Annotated in this window: 27 protein-coding genes; 16 read left to right on the top strand and 11 right to left on the bottom strand. The window is 54.3% G+C overall.

Going from position 1 to position 20,964, the window contains the following annotated elements; genetic code table 11:
• Nucleotides 1-194: 194 nt before the first annotated feature.
• From dacB to pmrB, 3 genes are read left to right on the top strand one after another with little or no spacing between them, the layout of a single operon-like run.
• The gene (gene dacB, locus V4835_RS02930; RefSeq protein WP_063143576.1) at nucleotides 195-1,628 is read left to right on the top strand and encodes a serine-type D-Ala-D-Ala carboxypeptidase; all 1,434 of its coding nucleotides are present in this window, start codon (nucleotides 195-197) and stop codon (nucleotides 1,626-1,628) included.
• Nucleotides 1,629-1,630: 2 nt separating this feature from the next.
• Nucleotides 1,631-2,293 carry a two-component system response regulator PmrA gene (gene pmrA / locus V4835_RS02925; RefSeq protein WP_024906362.1) on the top strand — a complete coding sequence of 221 codons (663 nt, stop codon included), beginning with the start codon at nucleotides 1,631-1,633 and terminating at the stop codon, nucleotides 2,291-2,293.
• A complete protein-coding gene (gene pmrB, locus V4835_RS02920; protein WP_331411143.1) occupies nucleotides 2,290-3,333 on the top strand; it encodes a two-component system sensor histidine kinase PmrB in 1,044 nt (347 codons plus the stop codon). The genes pmrA and pmrB overlap by 4 nt, the downstream gene beginning before the upstream one ends.
• Nucleotides 3,334-3,367: 34 nt before the next feature.
• On the opposite strand, the gene cgtA is transcribed toward pmrB, so the two are convergent.
• The 4 genes from cgtA to rplU all read right to left on the bottom strand — a co-directional run bounded on the left by cgtA (nucleotide 3,368) and on the right by rplU (nucleotide 6,208).
• Nucleotides 3,368-4,543, bottom strand: a complete 1,176-nt coding sequence (gene cgtA / locus V4835_RS02915) for an Obg family GTPase CgtA (protein ID WP_063143578.1) — start codon at nucleotides 4,541-4,543, stop codon at nucleotides 3,368-3,370.
• A gap of 15 nt (nucleotides 4,544-4,558) precedes the next feature.
• Nucleotides 4,559-5,524, bottom strand: coding sequence for a DMT family transporter (locus tag V4835_RS02910; protein WP_063143579.1), 966 nt, complete (start codon nucleotides 5,522-5,524; stop codon nucleotides 4,559-4,561).
• A 95-nt stretch (nucleotides 5,525-5,619) separates the two neighbouring features.
• Complete coding sequence (gene rpmA, locus V4835_RS02905; RefSeq protein WP_004385076.1) at nucleotides 5,620-5,877, bottom strand: 50S ribosomal protein L27; 258 nt, start codon at nucleotides 5,875-5,877, stop codon at nucleotides 5,620-5,622.
• Between the two features lie 19 nt (nucleotides 5,878-5,896).
• A complete protein-coding gene (gene rplU / locus V4835_RS02900; RefSeq protein WP_003025032.1) occupies nucleotides 5,897-6,208 on the bottom strand; it encodes a 50S ribosomal protein L21 in 312 nt (103 codons plus the stop codon).
• Between the two features lie 257 nt (nucleotides 6,209-6,465).
• On the opposite strand from rplU, the gene ispB reads away from it, so the two are divergent.
• Both ispB and sfsB read left to right on the top strand, forming a co-directional pair.
• Entirely contained in the window at nucleotides 6,466-7,437 is a 972-nt protein-coding gene (gene ispB, locus V4835_RS02895) for an octaprenyl diphosphate synthase (RefSeq protein WP_063143580.1), read from the top strand.
• A 229-nt stretch (nucleotides 7,438-7,666) separates the two neighbouring features.
• Complete coding sequence (sfsB, locus tag V4835_RS02890; protein ID WP_023333600.1) at nucleotides 7,667-7,954, top strand: DNA-binding transcriptional regulator SfsB; 288 nt, start codon at nucleotides 7,667-7,669, stop codon at nucleotides 7,952-7,954.
• 60 nt (nucleotides 7,955-8,014) lie between these two features.
• Here the strand turns inward: sfsB and murA are convergent, their stop codons facing one another.
• From murA to mlaF, 7 genes are all read right to left on the bottom strand, one after another.
• Nucleotides 8,015-9,274, bottom strand: coding sequence for a UDP-N-acetylglucosamine 1-carboxyvinyltransferase (gene murA, locus V4835_RS02885; protein WP_331411142.1), 1,260 nt, complete (start codon nucleotides 9,272-9,274; stop codon nucleotides 8,015-8,017).
• Between the two features lie 50 nt (nucleotides 9,275-9,324).
• On the bottom strand, nucleotides 9,325-9,579 hold the full coding sequence (gene ibaG / locus V4835_RS02880) for a BolA family iron metabolism protein IbaG (protein WP_023333602.1): 255 nt from the start codon (nucleotides 9,577-9,579) through the stop codon (nucleotides 9,325-9,327).
• Between the two features lie 126 nt (nucleotides 9,580-9,705).
• A complete protein-coding gene (gene mlaB, locus V4835_RS02875) occupies nucleotides 9,706-9,999 on the bottom strand; it encodes a lipid asymmetry maintenance protein MlaB (RefSeq protein ID WP_032639716.1) in 294 nt (97 codons plus the stop codon).
• Nucleotides 9,999-10,634 (bottom strand): phospholipid-binding protein MlaC, encoded by a 636-nt coding sequence (gene mlaC, locus V4835_RS02870; protein ID WP_063143581.1) that lies wholly within the window; start codon nucleotides 10,632-10,634, stop codon nucleotides 9,999-10,001. The genes mlaB and mlaC overlap by 1 nt, the downstream gene beginning before the upstream one ends.
• An 18-nt stretch (nucleotides 10,635-10,652) precedes the next feature.
• A complete protein-coding gene (gene mlaD, locus V4835_RS02865; RefSeq protein WP_063143619.1) occupies nucleotides 10,653-11,201 on the bottom strand; it encodes an outer membrane lipid asymmetry maintenance protein MlaD in 549 nt (182 codons plus the stop codon).
• A gap of 4 nt (nucleotides 11,202-11,205) precedes the next feature.
• Nucleotides 11,206-11,988: a lipid asymmetry maintenance ABC transporter permease subunit MlaE gene (mlaE, locus tag V4835_RS02860; RefSeq protein WP_023333605.1), complete on the bottom strand. Its 783-nt coding sequence runs from the start codon at nucleotides 11,986-11,988 to the stop codon at nucleotides 11,206-11,208.
• Nucleotides 11,989-11,995: 7 nt separating this feature from the next.
• The gene (gene mlaF, locus V4835_RS02855) at nucleotides 11,996-12,808 is read right to left on the bottom strand and encodes a phospholipid ABC transporter ATP-binding protein MlaF (RefSeq protein ID WP_023309353.1); all 813 of its coding nucleotides are present in this window, start codon (nucleotides 12,806-12,808) and stop codon (nucleotides 11,996-11,998) included.
• Nucleotides 12,809-13,035: 227 nt separating this feature from the next.
• Here mlaF and V4835_RS02850 point away from each other — a divergent pair, with 227 nt between their 5' ends.
• From V4835_RS02850 to npr, 11 genes are all read left to right on the top strand, one after another.
• The gene (locus tag V4835_RS02850) at nucleotides 13,036-14,013 is read left to right on the top strand and encodes a calcium/sodium antiporter (RefSeq protein ID WP_023309354.1); all 978 of its coding nucleotides are present in this window, start codon (nucleotides 13,036-13,038) and stop codon (nucleotides 14,011-14,013) included.
• A 13-nt stretch (nucleotides 14,014-14,026) separates the two neighbouring features.
• Nucleotides 14,027-15,013 carry an arabinose-5-phosphate isomerase KdsD gene (gene kdsD / locus V4835_RS02845; RefSeq protein WP_032659705.1) on the top strand — a complete coding sequence of 329 codons (987 nt, stop codon included), beginning with the start codon at nucleotides 14,027-14,029 and terminating at the stop codon, nucleotides 15,011-15,013.
• Between the two features lie 14 nt (nucleotides 15,014-15,027).
• Nucleotides 15,028-15,594, top strand: coding sequence for a 3-deoxy-manno-octulosonate-8-phosphatase KdsC (gene kdsC / locus V4835_RS02840; protein WP_023309356.1), 567 nt, complete (start codon nucleotides 15,028-15,030; stop codon nucleotides 15,592-15,594).
• Nucleotides 15,591-16,166, top strand: a complete 576-nt coding sequence (gene lptC, locus V4835_RS02835) for an LPS export ABC transporter periplasmic protein LptC (protein ID WP_023309357.1) — start codon at nucleotides 15,591-15,593, stop codon at nucleotides 16,164-16,166. Before kdsC ends, lptC begins: the two co-directional genes overlap by 4 nt.
• On the top strand, nucleotides 16,135-16,689 hold the full coding sequence (gene lptA / locus V4835_RS02830) for a lipopolysaccharide ABC transporter substrate-binding protein LptA (protein WP_023333608.1): 555 nt from the start codon (nucleotides 16,135-16,137) through the stop codon (nucleotides 16,687-16,689). Before lptC ends, lptA begins: the two co-directional genes overlap by 32 nt.
• Nucleotides 16,690-16,695: 6 nt before the next feature.
• A complete protein-coding gene (gene lptB / locus V4835_RS02825) occupies nucleotides 16,696-17,421 on the top strand; it encodes an LPS export ABC transporter ATP-binding protein (RefSeq protein WP_023309359.1) in 726 nt (241 codons plus the stop codon).
• Between the two features lie 47 nt (nucleotides 17,422-17,468).
• On the top strand, nucleotides 17,469-18,902 hold the full coding sequence (gene rpoN / locus V4835_RS02820) for an RNA polymerase factor sigma-54 (RefSeq protein ID WP_063143582.1): 1,434 nt from the start codon (nucleotides 17,469-17,471) through the stop codon (nucleotides 18,900-18,902).
• Between the two features lie 22 nt (nucleotides 18,903-18,924).
• A complete protein-coding gene (gene hpf / locus V4835_RS02815) occupies nucleotides 18,925-19,212 on the top strand; it encodes a ribosome hibernation promoting factor (RefSeq protein ID WP_008501444.1) in 288 nt (95 codons plus the stop codon).
• 82 nt (nucleotides 19,213-19,294) lie between these two features.
• A complete protein-coding gene (ptsN, locus tag V4835_RS02810; protein WP_008501443.1) occupies nucleotides 19,295-19,786 on the top strand; it encodes a PTS IIA-like nitrogen regulatory protein PtsN in 492 nt (163 codons plus the stop codon).
• A gap of 45 nt (nucleotides 19,787-19,831) precedes the next feature.
• A complete protein-coding gene (gene rapZ / locus V4835_RS02805) occupies nucleotides 19,832-20,686 on the top strand; it encodes an RNase adapter RapZ (protein ID WP_014885397.1) in 855 nt (284 codons plus the stop codon).
• Nucleotides 20,683-20,955 (top strand): PTS phosphocarrier protein NPr, encoded by a 273-nt coding sequence (gene npr / locus V4835_RS02800; protein ID WP_003861872.1) that lies wholly within the window; start codon nucleotides 20,683-20,685, stop codon nucleotides 20,953-20,955. The genes rapZ and npr overlap by 4 nt, the downstream gene beginning before the upstream one ends.
• Nucleotides 20,956-20,964 lie beyond the last annotated feature (9 nt).

Below are 20,964 nucleotides of genomic sequence, written 5' to 3'. Positions count from 1 at the left end.
GTGTTCCCTACTCCTGCCCCCCTAAGCGGGCAAGAAGCAAAAAGAAAACCGACCCGGGAGCAATGCCCCAGGTCAGCAGCAATTTTTCAATTTGATATGCATTTTACCGCGAAGTTCACTATGGGTCATCGTTTACTTTGCAGTGCCATGCACCGTAGTATGACGGTTTGTTTTCGGGTTGTTAGCGCGAGATTATGCGATTTTCCAGATTTATCATCGGATTGACTACCAGTATAACGTTCACCGCCCAGGCCGCGAATGTTGATGAGTACATTAATCAGCTCCCCGCAGGCGCGAACCTTGCCCTGATGGTGCAGAAGGTTGGCGCACAGGCTCCCGAGATTGACTATCACAGTCAACAGATGGCCCTGCCTGCCAGTACCCAAAAGGTGATCACTGCCCTCGCCGCCCTGCTCCAGCTCGGGCCTGACTTCCGTTTTACAACCACGCTCGAGACCAGAGGTAACGTCGAAGGTGGTGAACTGAAAGGCGATCTTATCGCCCGTTTCGGCGGCGATCCGACCTTTAAGCGCCAGGATATCCGCAATATGGTTGCGGTGCTGAAAAAATCTGGCGTGCAGAAAATTGATGGTAATGTGCTGATCGACACGTCCATCTTTGCCAGCCACGATAAAGCCCCTGGCTGGCCGTGGAACGACATGACCCAGTGCTTTAGCGCCCCGCCCGCCGCCGCGATTATCGACCGTAACTGCTTCTCGGTTTCGCTTTACAGCGCGCCAAAGCCAGATGATTTAGCGTTTATCCGCATAGCGTCCTACTACCCGGTCACGATGTTTAGCCAGGTCCGCACGCTGGCGAAAGGCTCCCCGGACGCGCAATATTGTGAGCTGGACGTCGTGCCAGGCGATCTTAACCGCTTCACGCTTACCGGCTGTCTGACGCAGCGCGCCGATCCGCTGCCGCTGGCCTTTGCGATACAGGACGGTGCAAGCTACGCGGGCGCGATTCTGAAAGATGAACTGAAACAGGCGGGAATAACCTACTCCGGCACGCTGCTTCGCCAGACGCAGGTCAACCAGCCCGGTACGGTCATCGCCAGCAAACAGTCTCCGCCGCTGCACGATTTACTGCGAATCATGCTGAAAAAGTCTGACAACATGATTGCCGACACCGTATTCCGTATGATTGGTCACGCACGTTTCGGCGTGCCGGGCACCTGGCGCGCGGGTTCAGACGCCGTTCGTCAGATCCTGCGCCAGCAGGCCGGGATCGAGCTGGGTAATACCATCGCGGTCGATGGCTCCGGATTATCGCGTCATAATTTGATCTCCCCGGCCACGATGATGCAGGTGCTTCAGTACATTGCTCAGCACGACACTGAGCTAAACTTTATTTCAATGCTGCCGCTGGCCGGGCATGACGGTTCACTGCAGTACCGCGCCGGGCTTCACGCTGCCGGTGTGGATGGCAAAGTATCCGCGAAAACAGGCTCACTGCAGGGGGTTTACAACCTTGCAGGCTTCATCACTACCGCCAGCGGACAACGCATGGCATTCGTGCAGTATCTTTCCGGCTATGCCGTCGAACCGACCGACCAGCGCAATCGTCGTATTCCGCTCGTTCGCTTCGAAAGCAGGCTTTATAAGGACATCTACCAGAATAACTAGCGATGAAACTACTCATAGTTGAAGACGATCTGTTATTGCAGGAAGGGCTGGCGCTGGGGCTGGCCAATGAAGGGTATGCCCTCGACTGTGCCGGCACCGCAGCGGAGGCGGACGCCCTGATTCAAAGCGGCGAATACAGTCTGGTGATCCTCGATTTGGGCTTGCCTGATAAAGACGGCGCCACGCTGCTCAGCCAGTGGCGACGCCGCGGCATCGCCAACCCGGTATTGATCCTGACGGCACGCGATGCCATTGAGGATCGTATCACCGGCCTCGATGCAGGCGCAGATGATTATCTGGTGAAGCCTTTTGCGCTTGCGGAACTGCAGGCACGGGTGCGAGCGTTGATTCGCCGCTATCAGGGCCATAGTGATAACTTACTGACCGACGGCGATATTACGCTGAATCTGCAAACCCAGCAGGTACTGCGCCAGGATCAGGCGGTAGAGGTGACGCCAAAAGAGTTCGCCTTGCTTACGCGTCTGATCATGCGCAGCGGGCAAACGGTACACAGAGAAACGCTCCAGCAGGATATTTACTCCTGGCAGGACGATCCGGGGTCCAATACCCTTGAAGTGCACATTCACAACCTGCGTCGCAAGCTCGGCAAGGACAGAATCAAAACCGTCCGTGGCGTTGGCTATCGCCTTGAGAGCCAGAAATGAACAGCATGCGTCGGCGTTTGATGGTGCTGCTGGCGGTCATTCTGTTATTTTTCCAGCTGATAAGCGTCATCTGGCTGTGGCATGAAAGCCGCGAGCAGATTGGTTTTCTGGTCAGTGAAACGCTGTCGGCAAAAGCCCGCAATAACCATGTCGAGAAAGAGATCCGCGAGGCGATTGCTTCTCTTCTCGTCCCTTCTCTGGTGATGGTCGGTTTCACGCTGCTGTTTTCATTCTGGGCGGTCACCTGGATAACCCGACCGCTGAATAAACTGCGTGACAGCCTGGCTAACCGCTCGGCGGATAACTTAACTCCGCTTCCCATGTATTCCGACATGGAAGAAATCGGCGCGGTGACAACCTCCCTGAACCAGCTGCTCGCCCGGCTGGACAATACCATTCAGCAGGAGCGTCTCTTCACCGCTGACGCCGCACACGAGCTTCGAACGCCTCTTGCCGGTATCCGGCTTCATCTTGAGCTCATGGCGCAGTCAGGCGCGCCTCAGGCCGCAACGCTGATTAGCCGTATCGATCAGCTCATGCATACCGTTGAGCAACTGCTGATGCTGGCCCGTGCCGGACAGGCAATGGCGAGCGGCCACTACGAAACCGTGAGCTGGACGGAAAATATCATTGAACCTCTCGGCCTGGGGCATGAAGCCAAAGAGCATAAGGTGATTTGGCCCGCTAAAAGCGCGCTCACGGTACAGGGAGACGCCGTGCTCCTGCGCCTGATGCTGCGCAACCTGCTTGAGAATGCCGGGCGTTACAGCCCATCTGGGACAACGATTACGGTGACATTAACCGAGGTCGAGGGTGGAACGCAGATCAGCGTTATCGATCAGGGTCCTGGTATTGATGAAGCGCACCGACAGTCAATTACCGAGCCATTCCGCCGTCTTGACCAGCGCTACGGAGGCAGCGGTCTGGGCCTGAGCATCGTGCAGCGTATCGTGCAACTCCACCACGGCAGGTTGACGCTTAAGAATGGTGCTGAAGGCGGCTTAATCGCCAGCTGCTGGTTGCCCTCAACGCTGGAATAAAAAAAGCCCCCATAATGGGGGCTTTAGACAGATATTAGTGCTTGTAGATGAACTCGACGCCTTCTTCGTCGTCTTCATCCCAGTCATCGTCCCAGTCTTCATCATCCTCTTCACCTTCCAGCTCTTCGAGCTGCTGGCGGTGGTAGTCATCCCACATGAATTCGACTTTTTCAGGCTGCTTCGCTTCTTCCGCCTGAACGATTGGGTTCTCGATGATAAAGGTCATCACATCCCAGCACAGATCCTTCACGCCAACCTGGCTTGCCGCAGAGATCAGGTAGTATTTATCTTCCCAACCCATCGCTTCAGCAATCGCTTTCGCTTTTGCTTCAGCTTCGGCTTTATCCATCAGGTCGATCTTGTTAAAGACCAGCCAGCGTGGCTTACCTGCGAGTTTTTCGCTGTATTTTTCAAGTTCACCGATGATGATACGGGCGTTTTCGACCGGATCGGACTCATCGATTGGATTAATATCAACGATGTGCAGCAATACGCGGCAGCGCTCAAGGTGTTTCAGGAAGCGAATACCCAGTCCTGCGCCTTCAGCTGCGCCCTCGATCAAACCAGGGATATCAGCAACCACAAAGCTCTTTTCGTGGTCCATACGAACAACGCCCAGGCTTGGCACCAGCGTCGTAAACGGATAATCCGCCACTTTTGGCTTCGCGGCTGATACAGCACGGATAAACGTCGATTTACCGGCGTTAGGCATACCCAGCATACCCACGTCTGCCAGAAGCATCAGCTCCAGCTGCAGCTCGCGCGTATCGCCCGGTGTCCCCATGGTTTTCTGACGCGGAGCACGGTTAACCGATGATTTAAAACGGCTGTTACCGAGACCGTGCCAGCCACCTTTAGCAACCAGCAGGCGCTGACCGTGTTTGGTCATATCACCCATGGTTTCACCGGTGCCCTGGTCAATCACACGCGTACCGACCGGAACCTTGATGTTGACGTCTTTACCACGTTTACCCGTACAGTCACGGCTCTGGCCGTTCTGGCCGCGCTCGGCACGGAAAGATTTTTCGAAACGGTAGTCGATCAGCGTGTTGAGGTTTTCATCCGCCTCCAGCCACACGTCACCACCATCCCCGCCGTCGCCGCCATCAGGACCGCCACGTGGGATATACTTTTCACGGCGGAAGCTTACGCAACCATTGCCGCCATCACCAGCCACGACCAGGATCGTCGCTTCATCAACAAACTTCATTTTACTCTCCGTAACTCATTCGCCTGAGCGGGGGACTACTACAACCGCTTCATTTTTGCGCCAACGTCCCCAAAGACGATGACCAATGGCGGAATACATCGCGCCCGCAACCACGACAAACGCACCGAGATAACCCAACAGGTTGAGCATCGGCTTGACGAAGACATCGGGCCAGGCCATTGATAACAAATCTGAAAATAACAGCGTAAACAGCGGAGTCAGCGTAATTAACGCGCTCACTTGCGCTGCCTGCCAGCGCGCCATTGCCTCAGCCAGCGCACCATAACCGACCAGCGTGTTCAGCCCACAAAAAATGAGGCACGCCAGTTGCCAGTCGCTAAGCTGGGTAATCACGCCCGGCTTTGCTAATGGCAGCAATGCTATTGTACACAAAGTGTACAGTAAAAAGAGGATCTGCTGTGAGGCAAGTCGACGCAATAACACCTTTTGTGCGACGCCATAGCTCACCCAGACCGTTGCTGCCCCCACACCGAAAATGACACCCCATGTGTAATCCGTCAGGCGGGTAAAAATCTCTATCAGACTGGTGTTGAAGAACATCACCAGACCGCACAACAGCATGCTCGCCCCGATAATCTGCGTACCGCGCATCTTCTCCTTGAGGATAAAGACGCTGGCGACCATCATGCCCACCGGTGAAAGCTGACCTATCACCTGCGACGCCGTGGGGCTGAGATATTGCAGGGAAGAGCTGAACAGGATGAAGTTACCGAACAGACCGCCCGTCGCAATAGCCAGCAATACCAGCCAGCGCGGTTTACGAAAGAGCTGTAGCGATGGGAGCTTACCTTTGATAGCCAGAATGGCCCCGAGGCCGATGCTTGCCATCAGAAAGCGATAAAAGACCACCGTAGGCGGCTCCATCACTTCCAGTACCTGCTTCATTGCAATTGGCAACGCACCCCAGCACATTGCGGTGGTGAGCGCCAAAAGAATACCCATGCCGGCCTGCTGCTTCATGCCCGTTTTCCCTACAGAAAATTTTCCGGGTTTCCAATGTAAAAAGCCCCGCAACACGTTGCGGGGCTTTAATCCGTTACCGGACCGAGAAAACCTTACTCAGCAACGATGCTGATGTATTTACGGTTGTTCGGGCCTTTAACTTCAAATTTCACTTTACCGTCTGCTTTAGCAAACAGAGTGTGGTCACGACCGCAACCTACGTTGTTGCCAGCGTGGAATTTGGTACCACGTTGACGAACGATGATGCTACCCGCCAGAACGGATTCGCCACCGAAACGCTTAACGCCAAGGCGTTTAGCTTCTGAATCGCGACCGTTACGTGTGGAGCCGCCAGCCTTTTTATGTGCCATTTAAATCTCTCCTCAGGTCTTAGGCGCTGATGCCAGTAATTTTCACATCAGTGAACCACTGACGGTGGCCCTGCTGCTTACGGTAGTGCTTACGACGACGAAACTTAACGATTTTAACTTTCTCGCCACGACCGTGTGCAACAACTTCAGCTTTGATAACGCCGCCATCAACGAAAGGAACGCCGATTTTGACTTCTTCACCGTTTGCGATCATCAGAACTTCTGCGAACTCAACAGATTCGCCAGTTGCGATGTCCAGCTTTTCCAGGCGAACGGTCTGACCTTCGCTTACTCGGTGTTGTTTACCACCACTTTGGAAAACCGCGTACATATAAACTCCGCTTCCGCGCACGTCCTCGTATGATTCAGAGTGCGCTATAAATATTCACAATAGGGCGCGAATATTACGCAAAACGCGAGCCTTTGACAAGTGCTACCGTCAATACATGAAGAAAAAAAACACAACACGTACGGTAACGTTTATCTGTGCCGTTTTTTCAGTACAATCAGCACTACTATTGATAAACCGAAACCCTTCGTTACCCCATTGAAGATGGGATCAACAGGATAAAAAGCCCGGCTTTTGCGATGAATTTAGAAAAAATCAACGAGTTAACCGCGCAAGATATGGCGGGTGTGAATGCAGCAATCCTGGAGCAACTCAACTCTGACGTTCAGCTGATCAATCAGTTGGGCTATTACATCGTCAGCGGCGGCGGTAAACGCATTCGTCCGATGATCGCCATTCTGGCTGCCAGAGCCGTTGGTTATCAGGGAAATGCTCACATCAGTATCGCAGCGCTCATCGAATTTATTCACACGGCGACGCTTCTGCATGACGATGTGGTGGATGAATCGGATATGCGTCGTGGCAAAGCCACGGCAAACGCCGCTTTCGGGAACGCAGCCAGCGTACTGGTGGGGGATTTTATCTATACCCGCGCCTTCCAGATGATGACCAGTCTGGGCTCCCTGAAAGTGCTGGAAGTGATGTCCGAAGCCGTAAACGTCATTGCTGAAGGCGAAGTGCTGCAGCTGATGAACGTCAACGACCCTGACATCACCGAAGAAAACTACATGCGCGTCATCTACAGCAAAACTGCGCGCCTGTTTGAAGCGGCAGCCCAGTGTTCCGGCATTCTGGCTGACTGTACCGAAGCCCAGGAAAAAGGCCTGCAGGACTATGGCCGCTATCTGGGTACGGCATTCCAGCTGATTGATGATTTGCTGGACTACAGTGCGGACGGCGAGACGCTCGGCAAAAACGTGGGTGATGACCTGAACGAAGGCAAACCGACCCTGCCGCTGCTTCACGCCATGCGCAACGGAACGGCCGATCAGGCGAAAATGATCCGTGAAGCGATCGAGCAGGGAAATGGCCGCCATCTTCTGGAACCTGTTCTGGAAACTATGGCTATCTGCGGATCGCTGGAATGGACGCGTCAGCGTGCGGAAGAAGAAGCCGACAAAGCCATCGAAGCTCTCCAGGTCATTCCCGACAGCCCATGGCGCGATGCGCTAATTGGTCTTGCCCACATCGCCGTTCAGCGCGACCGTTAATCCCCTTGTTTCTCCCCGCGACCATAGCGGGGAGATTCCAGTACACACCTGTAAATTCCGCCTTCATGTAAATTCATCGGTTTAGAGACCGCATGAATAAAGGCGTGTCTTATTCTGAATATCCCTTCAAGTAACGCGAACTTTTTAGAACAAGAGTTTGAAATGGGTATAGTAACCTCGTCGTTTCAGAGGAAACGGCGTAGGTGAATCCGAACTTAAGGACAGCGTTATGGATACGAAATTTATCGACTGGCACACGGCTGATATTATTGCCGCGCTGCGCAAAAGAGGCACTTCCCTGGCAGCAGAGTCCCGTCGCCATGGTCTGAGCTCTTCGACACTGGCAAACGCCCTCACCCGCCCCTGGCCCAAGGGAGAATTAATTATCGCGACGGCGCTGGATACGCATCCGTGGGTGATTTGGCCTTCGCGCTATCACGATCCCATTACCCATGAGTTTATCGACAGAACGCGCATGATTCGCCAAAGAAAGGCAAAGAAAGAACCGAAGGAATAACGTTTTTTTGGCGGGAACAGCAACCCCCCGGTCATTGCTGGCAGGGGGCTGCCGGAACGATTACTCGCCCTTCACACGCTCGATATTGGCACCCAGCGCGCGCAGTTTATCCTCGATACGCTCATAGCCACGATCGATGTGATAAATACGATCCACGATCGTTGTACCTTCCGCGATACAACCCGCCAGCACCAGGCTTGCAGACGCACGCAGATCGGTTGCCATCACCTGAGCACCTGACAGTTTCTCAACGCCATGGCAAATCACGGTATTACTTTCGATCTCAGCATGCGCACCCATACGGATCAGCTCCGGTACGTGCATGAAGCGGTTCTCGAAAATAGTTTCAGTGATGAAGCCAGTCCCTTCTGCGACCAGGTTCAGCAAGGTGAACTGCGCCTGCATATCCGTTGGGAACGCCGGATGCGGTGCCGTACGCACATTGACCGCTTTTGGACGCTGGCCGTGCATATCAAGGCTGATCCAGTCTTCACCGATTTCGATATCCGCACCCGCATCGCGCAGTTTCGCGAGCACCGCATCCAGGGTATCAGGCTGCGCGTTGCGACAAACAATCTTACCGCCAGAGATCGCCGCAGCGACCAGGAAGGTACCGGTTTCGATACGGTCCGGCAGTACGCGATAGACACCACCGCCCAGACGCTCAACGCCTTCAATGGTGATACGGTCAGTACCATGACCGGAGATCTTCGCGCCCAGCGCCACGAGGAAGTTGGCGGTATCCACAATTTCCGGTTCGCGCGCGGCGTTTTCGATGATAGTGGTCCCTTCTGCCAGCGTCGCCGCAGACATAATGGTGACCGTTGCGCCCACGCTCACTTTGTCCATGACAATGTGCGCGCCTTTCAGACGGCCATTAACAGATGCTTTAACGTAACCTTCTTCCAGCTTGATCTCTGCGCCCAGTTTTTCCAGACCAAAGATGTGCAGGTCAACCGGACGCGCACCGATAGCGCAGCCGCCCGGCAGAGAGACCTGACCCTGACCAAAACGCGCCACCAGCGGACCAAGCGCCCAGATGGATGCGCGCATGGTTTTCACCAGATCGTATGGGGCTGAGAAGTTATTCACCTTGCTGGCGTCGATCCAGACGGAACCGTTACGCTCGACTTTCGTGCCCAACTGGGTGAGCAACTTCATGGTGGTATCGATATCTTTCAGCTTCGGTACGTTCTGAATTTCTACCGGCTCTTCCGCGAGCAGCGCAGCAAAGAGGATTGGCAGCGCGGCGTTTTTCGCGCCAGAAATTGTGACTTCGCCCTGGAGACGCGTTGGCCCCTGTACACGAAATTTATCCATTGTGTGCTCTCTTATAAATTCAACCGTGCTGCGGGCCTGTCGCCCTCAGCTCAAAAACCGTTTAGTTTGCGATCGCGTGCCCACTCTTGCGGGGTGAACGCTTTAATCGACAGGGCGTGGATGCGGTTATCCGCAATATATTCCATCAGCGGCGCGTACACAGCCTGCTGTTTCTTCACACGGCTCATACCGTCGAACATCTCACCCACAGCAATAACCTGGAAGTGACTGCCATCGCCAGAGACGTGGGCTTCCTGAAGGGAGAGTGCATTCATCAGCACTGTCTGGATTTCATGATTTTCCATGGGTTCTTAATCATCTGATAGTGAAAACAAGCCCAACATCTTAGAGCAAAGTGGCGTTGTCTTAAACAAGCAAAAAGCCCCGACGATGAAACTGTCAGGGCTTTCGGAAGTAACGCACTGAAAATATTAACGAGGCAGTACGTCCTGAGGGAGGTTGTAGAGCTGCGCAAGGGTCACGACATTATCGCTTGCGCCGTGAAGCGTGACGCTAGCCCCCTGCTTTTTCCCTACCGCAACCAGATGGGCAAGCAGCGCAACCCCCGCCGTATCCACCCGCGTGACGTCGGTTAAGTCGATGAGCGTCACGCCCTGCATCGCTTCATGGCGTTTGTCCCACAGTGGGTTCAGCAGATCCTGATCCAGCTCACCGGACAGCTTTAATGTCTCGCCTTCACGCGACCAGCTGAGTTGCTGTGACATTACTTCTTCTCATCCAGGCTAATTTTCTGACGAGAGATAGACTGCAGCTGCGCGGTCAGGCCATCGATGCCCTTGGTGCGCAGCAGGTCGCTCCATTCGTTTTGTTTGGTGGTGATCATGCTTACCCCTTCGGCAATCATGTCATACGCCTGCCAGTGACCGGTCTGGCTGTTTTTACGCCACTGGAAATCCAGACGAACCGGCGGACGACCGTTAGGATCGTTGATCGTCACACGGATAGGGACGATAGTCGCATCGCCCAGCGGCTGCTCAGGCGCAATCTGATAGGTCTGACCGTGGTACATCGCCAGCGCCTGGCCGTAAGCCTGTTTCAGGTATTCACGGAACGCGGCAAAGTAGGCATCACGCTGCGCAGGGGTCGCGTCTTTGTAATAACGTCCCAGCACCAGCGCACCCGCATATTTAATCTGCACGTACGGCAGCAGCTCCTGGTCAACGACGTCGCGCAGATAATCAGGATTAGCACGAATTTTAGGCTGTTCGTTTTTAAGACGGTCGAAGGTCTTCTTCGCCGCTTCGTCCATCAGTTTGTACGGGTTACTCTGATCCGCAGCGTGAGCGGCGGTAAGAGGGGCGATGACCAGCATGGCAACCATTAACAGTCGTTTAAACATGAATGACTTCTCCTGATATTAATTCGTCGCGCCAGGCGTCGGTGCGACGTCGGTATGATCTTCGCTCTGCGCTGGGGCAGCGTCGGATTTTTTCTCATCCCCTTTACTGCTGTAAAGGAATTGACCAATCATATCCTCCAGCACCATCGCGGATTTCGTATCCTGAATGACGCTACCGTCTTTAAGGATAGTCGTTCCCAGCTCGGGGTCTTCAAAGCCAACGTTAAGCGCCAGATATTGTTCGCCCAGCAGGCCGGAAGTACGGATAGAAAGGGAACTGGTGTCCGGGATATGGTTGTAACGCTCTTCGATATCCATCGCGACGCGTGGCAGATAGGTTTTCTCATCAAGCGTAATGTCAGATACGCGTCCGATCACCACGCCGCCGATACGAACCGGTGAACGCGCCTTCAGCCCGCCGATGTTATCGAAGGTGGCATAGATGCGATACGTCGGTTCGGTGCGCACAGACGTAATATCCGCCGCTCTCAGGCAGATAAACAGCGCGGCCAGCAGCGCCAGCAGCAGGAATACACCGACCCAAATTTCATTTTTTCTCGTTTGCATGAACTCAATTCCCAAACATCAGTGCGGTGAGCACAAAATCCAGACCCAGTACGGCCAGCGACGAATGTACGACTGTACGTGTAGTTGCACGGCTAATGCCCGCCGACGTCGGGATGGCATCGTAACCATTGAACAATGCAATCCAGGTGACCGTAATGGCAAATACCACGCTTTTAATCAGGCAGTTAACCAGATCCATTCGCAGGTCAATGGCGTCCTGCATCGCGGACCAGAAGAAACCGGCATCAATGCCTTTCCAGTGCACGCCAACCAGCGAACCGCCCCAGATACCCACGGCGACAAACAGAATCGTCAGCAGCGGTAAAGAGATCACCCCCGCCCAGAAACGCGGTGAGATCACGCGACGCAGCGGATCGACCGCCATCATCTCCATGCTGGAGAGCTGCTCGGTCGCACGCATCAGGCCAATTTCAGCCGTTAATGCCGACCCTGCACGCCCGGCGAACAACAGCGCCGCCACAACCGGCCCCAGTTCACGCAGCAGCGAGAGCGCCACCAGCATCCCGAGGCTGGTTTCCGCACTGTAGGTTGTCAGAACAAGATAGCCCTGTAGCCCAAGCACCATACCGATAAACAGACCGGAAACAATGATGATGAGCATCGACAGCACGGCGACATTATAAAGCTGCCGCACCAGCAGCGGTGCGTGCTTACGGAATTCCGGCTTGCCGACCAGCGCGTTGAATAACATCAATCCGGCACGCCCGAACGTCCTGATGGTTTTTATGCCACGGTGTCCGAGAGCGGCCAACGCATTTAACAGCATGAGTGGCTTAACTCCCTATTCCCAGTAAATCGTCACGATAGTCGCCCGCCGGGTAGCGGAACGGCACAGGGCCATCGGCAATACCGTCGAGGAACTGCCGCACGCGCGGATCGCAATTTTCCTGCAGCGCCTGGGCGCTACCGTGTGCGACGATCTTTTTGTCCGCCACGATATAGGCGTAATCGGCAATGCTCAATACTTCCGGTACATCGTGAGATACCACAATGCAGGTGACGCCAAGCGCGCTGTTCAGTTCAGAGATGAGCTTCACCAGCACGCCCATCGTGATGGGATCCTGTCCAACAAACGGTTCGTCGAACATGATTAAATCAGGTTCTAATGCAATGGCTCGCGCCAGCGCGGCGCGGCGCGCCATCCCTCCGGACAACTCCGAAGGCATCAGCTTCGCGGCGCCCCGCAAACCGACGGCTTCGAGCTTCATCATCACCGTGCTTTTCAGCAGTTCCGGCGGCAGGCTGGTATGCTCGCGCAGCGGATAGGCCACGTTATCAAAGACATTCATGTCGGTGAACAAGGCTCCCGACTGAAAGAGCATGCTCATGCGTTTGCGAACAGTATACAGGCGCGAGCGTGACATCTCCGGGATGTTTTCACCATCAAAGAGGATTTCACCGCGATCGGGTGGGATCTGCCCACCAATAAGGCGCAGCAGGGTCGTTTTACCGATCCCGGACGGCCCCATGATGGCAGTGATCTTGCCACGCGGTACGGTCAACGAAATATCATCAAATATCAATCTGTTGGCGCGAGAAAAACTCACACCGCGAACATCGACTAAATTCGCCATCGTTTGGCTCATTTATGGTTCCTTTATTACCCTGCTCACGTTAAGGCATGACGCCTGAATCAGCCCTCAACTCCGCATTTTTACAGAATAATAGCCGTTGAGGTTAGCGAAAGCTGGCATTTGTTTTACTTTTCCGGCGCATAAAGTCAAAATTAGGAATTCGTTACGCCTCAGACTGTATGCAGTCCAGCCATTCCCGCGCGATGGACCGACGAGTATACCTGAAGAAAGGACTTTTGATGCTTTTAGCAACAGCACTGTTAATAATTGGTTTACTATTGGTGGTCTACAGTGCTGACCGTTTAGTGTTTGCTGCATCTATTCTGTGTCGCCTGACGGGCGTACCGCCTGTCGTCATCGGGATGACCGTGGTCAGTGTTGGAACGTCACTTCCTGAGATCATCGTCTCTGTCTCGGCATCGCTGCATGGTCAGTTAGACCTGGCAGTCGGCACCGCGATTGGCTCTAACATCGTCAATATACTCTTGATTTTAGGCCTGGCCGCCCTGCTCCATCCATTTCGCGTGCATTCTGATGTTCTGCGCCGTGAATTGCCGCTAATGTTAATCGTAAGCCTGCTGGCAGGCTGCGTATTTTACGATGGTGTATTGAGCTATAGCGACGGCATTTTCTTGCTGGCGCTGGCCGTCATTTGGCTGCTGTATAGTGTTAAAATCGCCCGTCTGGCTGAGAAGCAGGGCCAGGATAGCCTTACGCGTGAGCAGGTTGCCGAACTTCCACGAGAAGGCACGCTGCCTGTTGCCCTGCTCTGGCTTGGCGTTGCGCTGATCATCATGCCGATGGCAACGCGCATGGTCGTGGATAACGCGACGGTGCTGGCGAACTATTTCGCCATCAGTGAACTGACCATTGGCCTGACGGTGATTGCCATCGGTACCAGCCTGCCGGAGCTGGCCACGGCTATTGCGGGGGCGCGTAAAGGCGAGGATGACATTGCCATTGGTAATATCATCGGTTCTAACATTTTTAATATCGCCATTGTGATGGGCCTGCCGGCCCTGATTACGCCAGGGCCCTTTAATCCCCTGGCGTTCTCACGCGACTACGGCGTGATGTTATTGGTCAGCGTGATATTTGCCCTGCTCTGCTGGCGGCGGCAACGACAGATCGGCAAAGGCGCAGGCGCGCTGCTGACGGGTGGATTTATCGTATGGATGGCGATGCTGTACTGGCTCTCGCCTCTTCTCTCTGGGTAATCGGAAACGCATTATGTCGCAAATAGAATTGCAGCCGGGTTTTGACTTTCAGAAAGCAGGCAAAGAGGTTCTGGAGATTGAACGTGAAGGTCTGGCGCAGTTAGATCGGTACATTAATCAGGATTTTAGTCTGGCATGTGAGAAGATGTTCTACTGTGCCGGCAAAGTCGTGGTGATGGGGATGGGCAAGTCCGGCCACATTGGACGCAAAATGGCGGCAACATTTGCCAGCACCGGAACCTCTTCCTTCTTTGTACACCCGGGGGAAGCCGCGCACGGCGACCTGGGTATGGTCACGCCGCAGGATATCGTCATCGCGCTGTCCAACTCCGGTGAGTCCAATGAAATTCTGGCGCTGATCCCGGTCCTGAAGCGACTGCAGGTGCCGCTTATTTGCATGACCAGCCGTCCGGAAAGCAGCATGGCGCGTGCGGCCGATATTCACCTGTGCGTGAAAGTGCCCAAGGAGGCCTGTCCGCTCGGCCTGGCGCCGACGTCCAGCACTACCGCAGCGTTGGTCATGGGCGATGCGCTCGCCGTCGCGCTGCTCGAAGCCCGCGGTTTTACGCCGGAAGATTTCGCGCTTTCCCATCCGGGCGGTGCGCTGGGGCGCAAGCTGCTGCTTCGGGTAAACGATATTATGCACACCGGGGATGAGATCCCTCACGTCAGTAAAGAAGCCTCCCTGCGTGATGCGCTGCTGGAAATTACCCGTAAGAATCTGGGTATGACGGTCGTGTGCGACGATCTGATGAAAATTCAGGGGATCTTCACCGATGGCGACCTGCGTCGCGTGTTCGACATGGGTGTCGATGTCCGCACGCTCGGCATTGCCGACGTGATGACGCCGGGCGGTATCCGCGTGCGTCCGGGTACGCTGGCAGTGGATGTGCTGAACCTGATGCAGTCCCGTCATATCACCTCCGTTATGGTTGCCGATGGCGACCAGTTGCTGGGTGTGGTACATATGCATGATCTGCTGCGCGCAGGCGTAGTGTAATGAAGGATAAGACAATGAGTAATGCGGGTGCATCCCTTGCAACCTGTTATGGTCCGGTCAGTACCCAGATGATGGCAAAGGCGGAAAACATTCGCCTGCTCATCCTGGATGTGGATGGTGTACTCTCCGATGGCCTGATTTACATGGGCAATAATGGTGAAGAGCTGAAAGCGTTTAACGTTCGCGACGGCTATGGTATCCGCTGTGCGCTCACTTCTGGTATTGAGGTGGCTATCATCACCGGGCGAAAAGCTAAACTGGTAGAAGACCGCTGTGAAACCTTAGGAATTACCCATCTGTATCAGGGTCAGTCCGATAAGATGGCGGCGTTTAAGGATTTACTGGGTAAACTGGCTATCGCACCGGAAAACGTGGCCTACGTCGGGGACGATCTGATTGACTGGCCCGTTATGGCTGAAGTCGGTCTGAGTATCGCTGTTGCCGATGCGCACCCGCTGCTGATCCCGCGCGCTGACTACGTTACCCACATCAACGGGGGCCGTGGTGCCGTACGTGAAGTCTGCGATCTGCTTTTGCTGGCGCAGGGCAAGCTTGATGAGGCCAAAGGGCAATCGATATGAGTAAAACCAGACGTTGGATTATCATTTTGCTTTCGCTTGTCGCACTGGTATTGATTGGCGTGAACCTTGCCGATCGCGACGATACGCAAACGGAAGTGGTCAACAATAACGATCCAACCTATAAAAGCGATCACAGCGACACCGTGGTCTACAGCCCGGAAGGCGCGCTGAACTATCGTCTGATTGCCCAGCACGTTGAATATTTTTCAGATGACGGTATTTCGTGGTTTACCCAGCCTGTCATGACCACGTTTGATAAGGACAAGGTGCCGACGTGGTCAATTAAGTCAGATCGGGCAAAACTGACAAATGACCGTATGCTTTATCTGTATGGCCACGTTGAAGTCAACGCCCTGACCGCTGACTCACAACTGCGAAAAATTACGACGGATAATGCCCAAATTAACCTGGTAACCCAGGACGTGACCTCGCAGGATCTGGTCACACTGTATGGCACAACATTTAATTCCAGCGGTTTGAGAATGCGCGGGAACTTACGCAGCAAGAACGCCGAGCTGATTGAAAAGGTTAGAACCTCCTATGAAATTCAAAACAAACAAACTCAGCCTTAAAGTAATTATCGCCAGCGCGATGCTGGCGACCAGTCTCCCCGCGCTTGCTGTAACGGGCGATACCGACCAACCGATCCATATCGAGTCCGATACCCAGTCTCTCGATATGCAGGGCAACGTCGTCACCTTTACGGGTAACGTCGTCATGACTCAGGGCACCATCAAAATCAACGCCGACAAAGTGGTCGTGACCCGTCCGGGTGGCGAGCAGGGCAAAGAGATCATTGATGGTTACGGTAACCCGGCAACCTTCTACCAGATGCAGGACAACGGCAAGCCTGTGAAAGGTCACGCCTCGCATATGCACTACGAGCTGGCGAAGGATCTGGTCATCCTGACCGGAAACGCGTATCTGGAACAGCTGGACAGCAACATTACTGGCGACCGAATCACCTATCTGGTGAAAGAGCAAAAAATGCAGGCCTCCAGCGAGAAAGGCAAACGCGTCACGACCGTACTGGTTCCGTCGCAGCTGCAGGACAAAGGCAAAGGCCAGGCCCCGGCACAGAAGAAGAGTAACTAATTCGTTATGGCAACATTAACTGCAAAAAATCTCGCGAAGGCCTATAAGGGCCGCCGTGTCGTAGAAGATGTCAGTCTGACCGTCAACTCCGGCGAAATTGTAGGGCTGCTTGGCCCTAACGGTGCGGGTAAAACCACCACCTTCTACATGGTCGTTGGCATTGTGCCGCGCGATGCCGGCAACATTATCATTGACGATGAAGACATCAGCCTTCTGCCGCTGCACGCGCGCGCGCGTCGCGGGATCGGCTACCTGCCGCAGGAAGCCTCCATTTTCCGTCGTCTTAGCGTTTACGATAACCTGATGGCGGTCCTGCAAATTCGTAACGACCTGACCAGCGAACAGCGTCAGGATCGTGCCAACGAGCTGATGGAAGAGTTCCATATTGAGCATCTGCGTGACAGCCTCGGTCAGGCACTCTCCGGGGGTGAACGCCGTCGTGTTGAGATTGCGCGTGCGCTGGCCGCAAACCCGAAATTTATCCTTCTGGATGAACCGTTTGCGGGCGTTGACCCGATTTCGGTAATCGACATCAAACGTATCATTGAACACCTGCGTGACAGCGGGCTTGGCGTACTGATCACCGACCACAACGTCCGTGAAACGCTGGCCGTGTGTGAACGCGCGTATATTGTGAGCCAGGGCAATCTGATCGCCCACGGTACGCCGCAGCAGATCCTCGAAGACGATCATGTTAAGCGCGTCTATCTTGGGGAAGACTTCAGACTCTGATAGGGTAGAGGTAACGTAACGCCGAACCGGAGAAAAATGCTCTGAACATGAAGCAAGGTTTGCAATTAAGGCTCAGCCAACAACTGGCGATGACGCCGCAGCTACAGCAGGCAATTCGCCTGTTGCAACTGTCCACGTTAGAACTTCAGCAGGAGCTCCAGCAGGCGCTGGACAGCAACCCCCTGCTGGAACAAACCGATCTTCATGACGAGGTAGATACCCAGCAATCTCAGGATACAGAAGCGCTCGACACCGCGGATGCACTCGAACAAAAAGAGATGCCCGACGAGCTACCGCTGGATGCCAGCTGGGATGAAATCTACACCGCCGGAACGCCTTCCGGTACGCGTGCAGACTACCAGGACGATGAGCTACCGGTCTATCAGGGAGAAACCACCCAGTCGCTGCAGGATTATCTGATGTGGCAGGTGGAACTCACCCCTTTCTCCGATACCGACCGCGCGATTGCCACCTCAATTGTCGATGCCGTTGACGACACCGGCTATTTGACCGTCACGCTGGACGATATTCTGGAAAGCATGGGCGATGAAGAGATTGAGCTTGAGGAGATCGAAGCCGTACTGAAGCGCATTCAGCGTTTCGATCCGGTAGGCGTGGCCGCAAAAGATCTGCGCGACTGTCTGCTGATCCAGCTTTCTCAGTTCAGCAAAGAGACGCCATGGATCGACGAGGCGCGCTTAATCATCAGCGATCATCTGGATCTGTTGGCTAACCACGATTTCCGCTCCCTGATGCGCGTCACGCGCCTGAAGGAAGAGGTGCTGAAAGAAGCGGTGAATCTGATCCAGTCGCTCGATCCGCGCCCGGGACAGTCGATCCAGACCAGCGAGCCCGAGTACGTCATCCCGGACGTGCTGGTCAGAAAACACAATGACCGCTGGGTCGTTGAACTGAATTCAGACAGCATTCCTCGCCTGCAAATCAACCAGCAGTATGCCTCCATGTGCACCAGCGCACGTAACGACTCCGACAATCAATATATTCGAAGCAATCTTCAGGAAGCGCGATGGTTGATCAAAAGTCTGGAGAGCCGAAATGATACGCTGCTACGCGTCAGCCGCTGTATTGTCGAACAGCAGCAGGCGTTCTTTGAGCAGGGCGAAGAGTATATGAAACCGATGGTACTGGCGGATATCGCCCAGGCCGTCGAAATGCATGAATCAACCATTTCCCGTGTCACCACGCAGAAGTATCTGCACAGTCCACGCGGTATTTTTGAGCTTAAGTATTTCTTCTCCAGCCATGTGAATACCGAGGGCGGCGGCGAAGCGTCGTCAACGGCCATTCGTGCCCTGGTGAAGAAGTTGATCGCCGCGGAGAACCCCGCGAAGCCACTAAGCGACAGTAAGTTAACCACCATGCTGTCCGATCAGGGTATTATGGTGGCACGTCGTACTGTTGCGAAGTATCGAGAGTCTTTATCCATTCCGCCGTCCAACCAGCGTAAACAGCTGGTCTGACACAACCGATAAGGAAGACACTATGCAGCTCAACATCACTGGACAAAACGTCGAAATTACTGAGGCTTTACGCGACTTTGTGAACGCGAAGTTTGCAAAACTCGAGCAGTATTTCGAAAGGATCAATCAGGTCTATATTGTGTTGAAAGTGGAGAAAGTGACTCATATCTCGGATGCCACCCTGCATGTTAACGGGGGTGAACTGCATGCCAGTGCGGAAGGGCAAGACATGTACGCTGCTATCGACGGCTTGATTGATAAGCTTGCACGACAGCTCAATAAACATAAAGATAAACTGAAACAACACTAATTGTCCGGGCAGTTAACGGGTGCAGGACGGCCTGTTGTGAAACACAACAGGCCATTTGTACAGTTAGCGCTTAGGTGAAATTATGATGAACAACGATTCCGCTCTTCAACTGAGCAATGTCCTTAACCAGGAATGTACCCGCAGTGCGGTTCACTGCCAGAGCAAAAAACGTGCGCTGGAGATCATCAGTGAGCTGGCTGCAAAACAGCTGGGCCTGCCGCCGCAGGTGGTGTTCGAAGCGATTCTGACCCGTGAAAAAATGGGCAGTACCGGTATCGGCAACGGCATCGCGATCCCGCACGGCAAACTGGAAGAGGATACCCTGCGTGCCGTTGGTGTGTTTGTGCAGCTTGAAACACCCATCGCCTTCGATGCCATTGATAACCAGCCCGTCGATCTCCTCTTCGCGCTGCTGGTGCCTGCCGACCAGACGAAAACCCATCTGCATACGCTGTCGCTGGTCGCAAAACGTCTGGCCGATAAAACCATTTGCCGTCGACTGCGCTCGGCCCAAAGTGATGAAGAGCTCTATCAAATTATCACTGAAGCAGAAGGCAATCAGGATGATGCATAACCAGGAGATGGCCTTCACATCTGTTGTCCTGAGGAGAAACGGAACATGGTGCTGATGATTGTCAGTGGCCGTTCAGGGTCGGGGAAATCCGTTGCTCTGCGCGCGCTGGAAGACATGGGTTTTTACTGCGTCGATAACCTGCCGGTCGTGTTGTTGCCTGACCTGGCACGCACGCTTGCGGAGAGACAAACCTCTGCCGCCGTCAGTATCGACGTCCGTAACATGCCTGAATCGCCAGAGATCTTCGAACAGGCCATGAGCAACCTGCCTGATGCGTTCTCGCCTCAGCTGCTGTTCCTTGATGCAGACCGCAATACGCTGATCCGTCGCTACAGCGATACCCGTCGTTTACACCCGCTTTCCAGCAAGAACCTCTCTCTGGAGAGCGCTATCGATGAAGAGAGCGACCTGCTGGAGCCGCTGCGTTCTCGTGCCGACCTGATTGTCGACACCTCTGAGATGTCCGTTCACGAACTGGCGGAAATGCTGCGTACCCGTTTGTTGGGTAAACGCGAGCGTGAACTGACGATGGTGTTCGAATCCTTCGGCTTTAAGCACGGTATTCCGATTGATGCGGATTACGTTTTCGACGTGCGCTTCCTGCCGAACCCGCACTGGGATCCGAAGCTGCGTCCAATGACAGGCCTGGATAAACCCGTCGCGGCCTTCCTCGACCGGCACACAGAAGTTCACAATTTTATCTACCAGACGCGAAGCTACCTTGAGCTATGGTTACCTATGCTGGAGACAAACAATCGTAGCTACCTGACGGTGGCGATTGGCTGTACCGGCGGTAAACATCGTTCGGTTTACATCGCCGAACAGCTGGCCGACTATTTCCGCTCGCGCGGGAAGAACGTTCAGTCCCGTCATCGCACGCTGGAAAAACGTAAAACATGACCGTAAAACAAACCGTTGAGATCACCAATAAGCTGGGTATGCATGCACGCCCGGCGATGAAACTGTTTGAGCTGATGCAGGGTTTTGATGCAGAGGTTCTGCTGCGGAATGACGAAGGTACCGAAGCGGAAGCAAACAGCGTGATCGCCCTGCTGATGCTGGATTCCGCCAAAGGGCGCCAGATTGAAGTAGAAGCCACCGGACCTCAGGAAGAGGAAGCGCTGGCGGCGGTAATTGCCCTGTTTAACGCCGGCTTTGACGAAGACTAACGTTCGCCC

Origin of the sequence: Enterobacter cloacae complex sp. CARB60 (assembly GCF_036487345.1) — a bacterium.
Lineage (GTDB): Bacteria > Pseudomonadota > Gammaproteobacteria > Enterobacterales > Enterobacteriaceae > Enterobacter > Enterobacter asburiae_D.
This window is presented reverse-complemented; position numbering and strand designations above follow the sequence as displayed.

Coding starts and splice junctions, on each gene's coding strand:
- dacB (WP_063143576.1), top strand. CDS start 195: ATGCGATTTTCCAGATTTATCATCGGATTGACTACCAGTATAACGTTC.
- pmrA (WP_024906362.1), top strand. CDS start 1,631: ATGAAACTACTCATAGTTGAAGACGATCTGTTATTGCAGGAAGGGCTG.
- pmrB (WP_331411143.1), top strand. CDS start 2,290: ATGAACAGCATGCGTCGGCGTTTGATGGTGCTGCTGGCGGTCATTCTG.
- cgtA (WP_063143578.1), bottom strand. CDS start 4,543: ATGAAGTTTGTTGATGAAGCGACGATCCTGGTCGTGGCTGGTGATGGC.
- V4835_RS02910 (WP_063143579.1), bottom strand. CDS start 5,524: ATGAAGCAGCAGGCCGGCATGGGTATTCTTTTGGCGCTCACCACCGCA.
- rpmA (WP_004385076.1), bottom strand. CDS start 5,877: ATGGCACATAAAAAGGCTGGCGGCTCCACACGTAACGGTCGCGATTCA.
- rplU (WP_003025032.1), bottom strand. CDS start 6,208: ATGTACGCGGTTTTCCAAAGTGGTGGTAAACAACACCGAGTAAGCGAA.
- ispB (WP_063143580.1), top strand. CDS start 6,466: ATGAATTTAGAAAAAATCAACGAGTTAACCGCGCAAGATATGGCGGGT.
- sfsB (WP_023333600.1), top strand. CDS start 7,667: ATGGATACGAAATTTATCGACTGGCACACGGCTGATATTATTGCCGCG.
- murA (WP_331411142.1), bottom strand. CDS start 9,274: ATGGATAAATTTCGTGTACAGGGGCCAACGCGTCTCCAGGGCGAAGTC.
- ibaG (WP_023333602.1), bottom strand. CDS start 9,579: ATGGAAAATCATGAAATCCAGACAGTGCTGATGAATGCACTCTCCCTT.
- mlaB (WP_032639716.1), bottom strand. CDS start 9,999: ATGTCACAGCAACTCAGCTGGTCGCGTGAAGGCGAGACATTAAAGCTG.
- mlaC (WP_063143581.1), bottom strand. CDS start 10,634: ATGTTTAAACGACTGTTAATGGTTGCCATGCTGGTCATCGCCCCTCTT.
- mlaD (WP_063143619.1), bottom strand. CDS start 11,201: ATGCAAACGAGAAAAAATGAAATTTGGGTCGGTGTATTCCTGCTGCTG.
- mlaE (WP_023333605.1), bottom strand. CDS start 11,988: ATGCTGTTAAATGCGTTGGCCGCTCTCGGACACCGTGGCATAAAAACC.
- mlaF (WP_023309353.1), bottom strand. CDS start 12,808: ATGAGCCAAACGATGGCGAATTTAGTCGATGTTCGCGGTGTGAGTTTT.
- V4835_RS02850 (WP_023309354.1), top strand. CDS start 13,036: ATGCTTTTAGCAACAGCACTGTTAATAATTGGTTTACTATTGGTGGTC.
- kdsD (WP_032659705.1), top strand. CDS start 14,027: ATGTCGCAAATAGAATTGCAGCCGGGTTTTGACTTTCAGAAAGCAGGC.
- kdsC (WP_023309356.1), top strand. CDS start 15,028: ATGAGTAATGCGGGTGCATCCCTTGCAACCTGTTATGGTCCGGTCAGT.
- lptC (WP_023309357.1), top strand. CDS start 15,591: ATGAGTAAAACCAGACGTTGGATTATCATTTTGCTTTCGCTTGTCGCA.
- lptA (WP_023333608.1), top strand. CDS start 16,135: ATGAAATTCAAAACAAACAAACTCAGCCTTAAAGTAATTATCGCCAGC.
- lptB (WP_023309359.1), top strand. CDS start 16,696: ATGGCAACATTAACTGCAAAAAATCTCGCGAAGGCCTATAAGGGCCGC.
- rpoN (WP_063143582.1), top strand. CDS start 17,469: ATGAAGCAAGGTTTGCAATTAAGGCTCAGCCAACAACTGGCGATGACG.
- hpf (WP_008501444.1), top strand. CDS start 18,925: ATGCAGCTCAACATCACTGGACAAAACGTCGAAATTACTGAGGCTTTA.
- ptsN (WP_008501443.1), top strand. CDS start 19,295: ATGATGAACAACGATTCCGCTCTTCAACTGAGCAATGTCCTTAACCAG.
- rapZ (WP_014885397.1), top strand. CDS start 19,832: ATGGTGCTGATGATTGTCAGTGGCCGTTCAGGGTCGGGGAAATCCGTT.
- npr (WP_003861872.1), top strand. CDS start 20,683: ATGACCGTAAAACAAACCGTTGAGATCACCAATAAGCTGGGTATGCAT.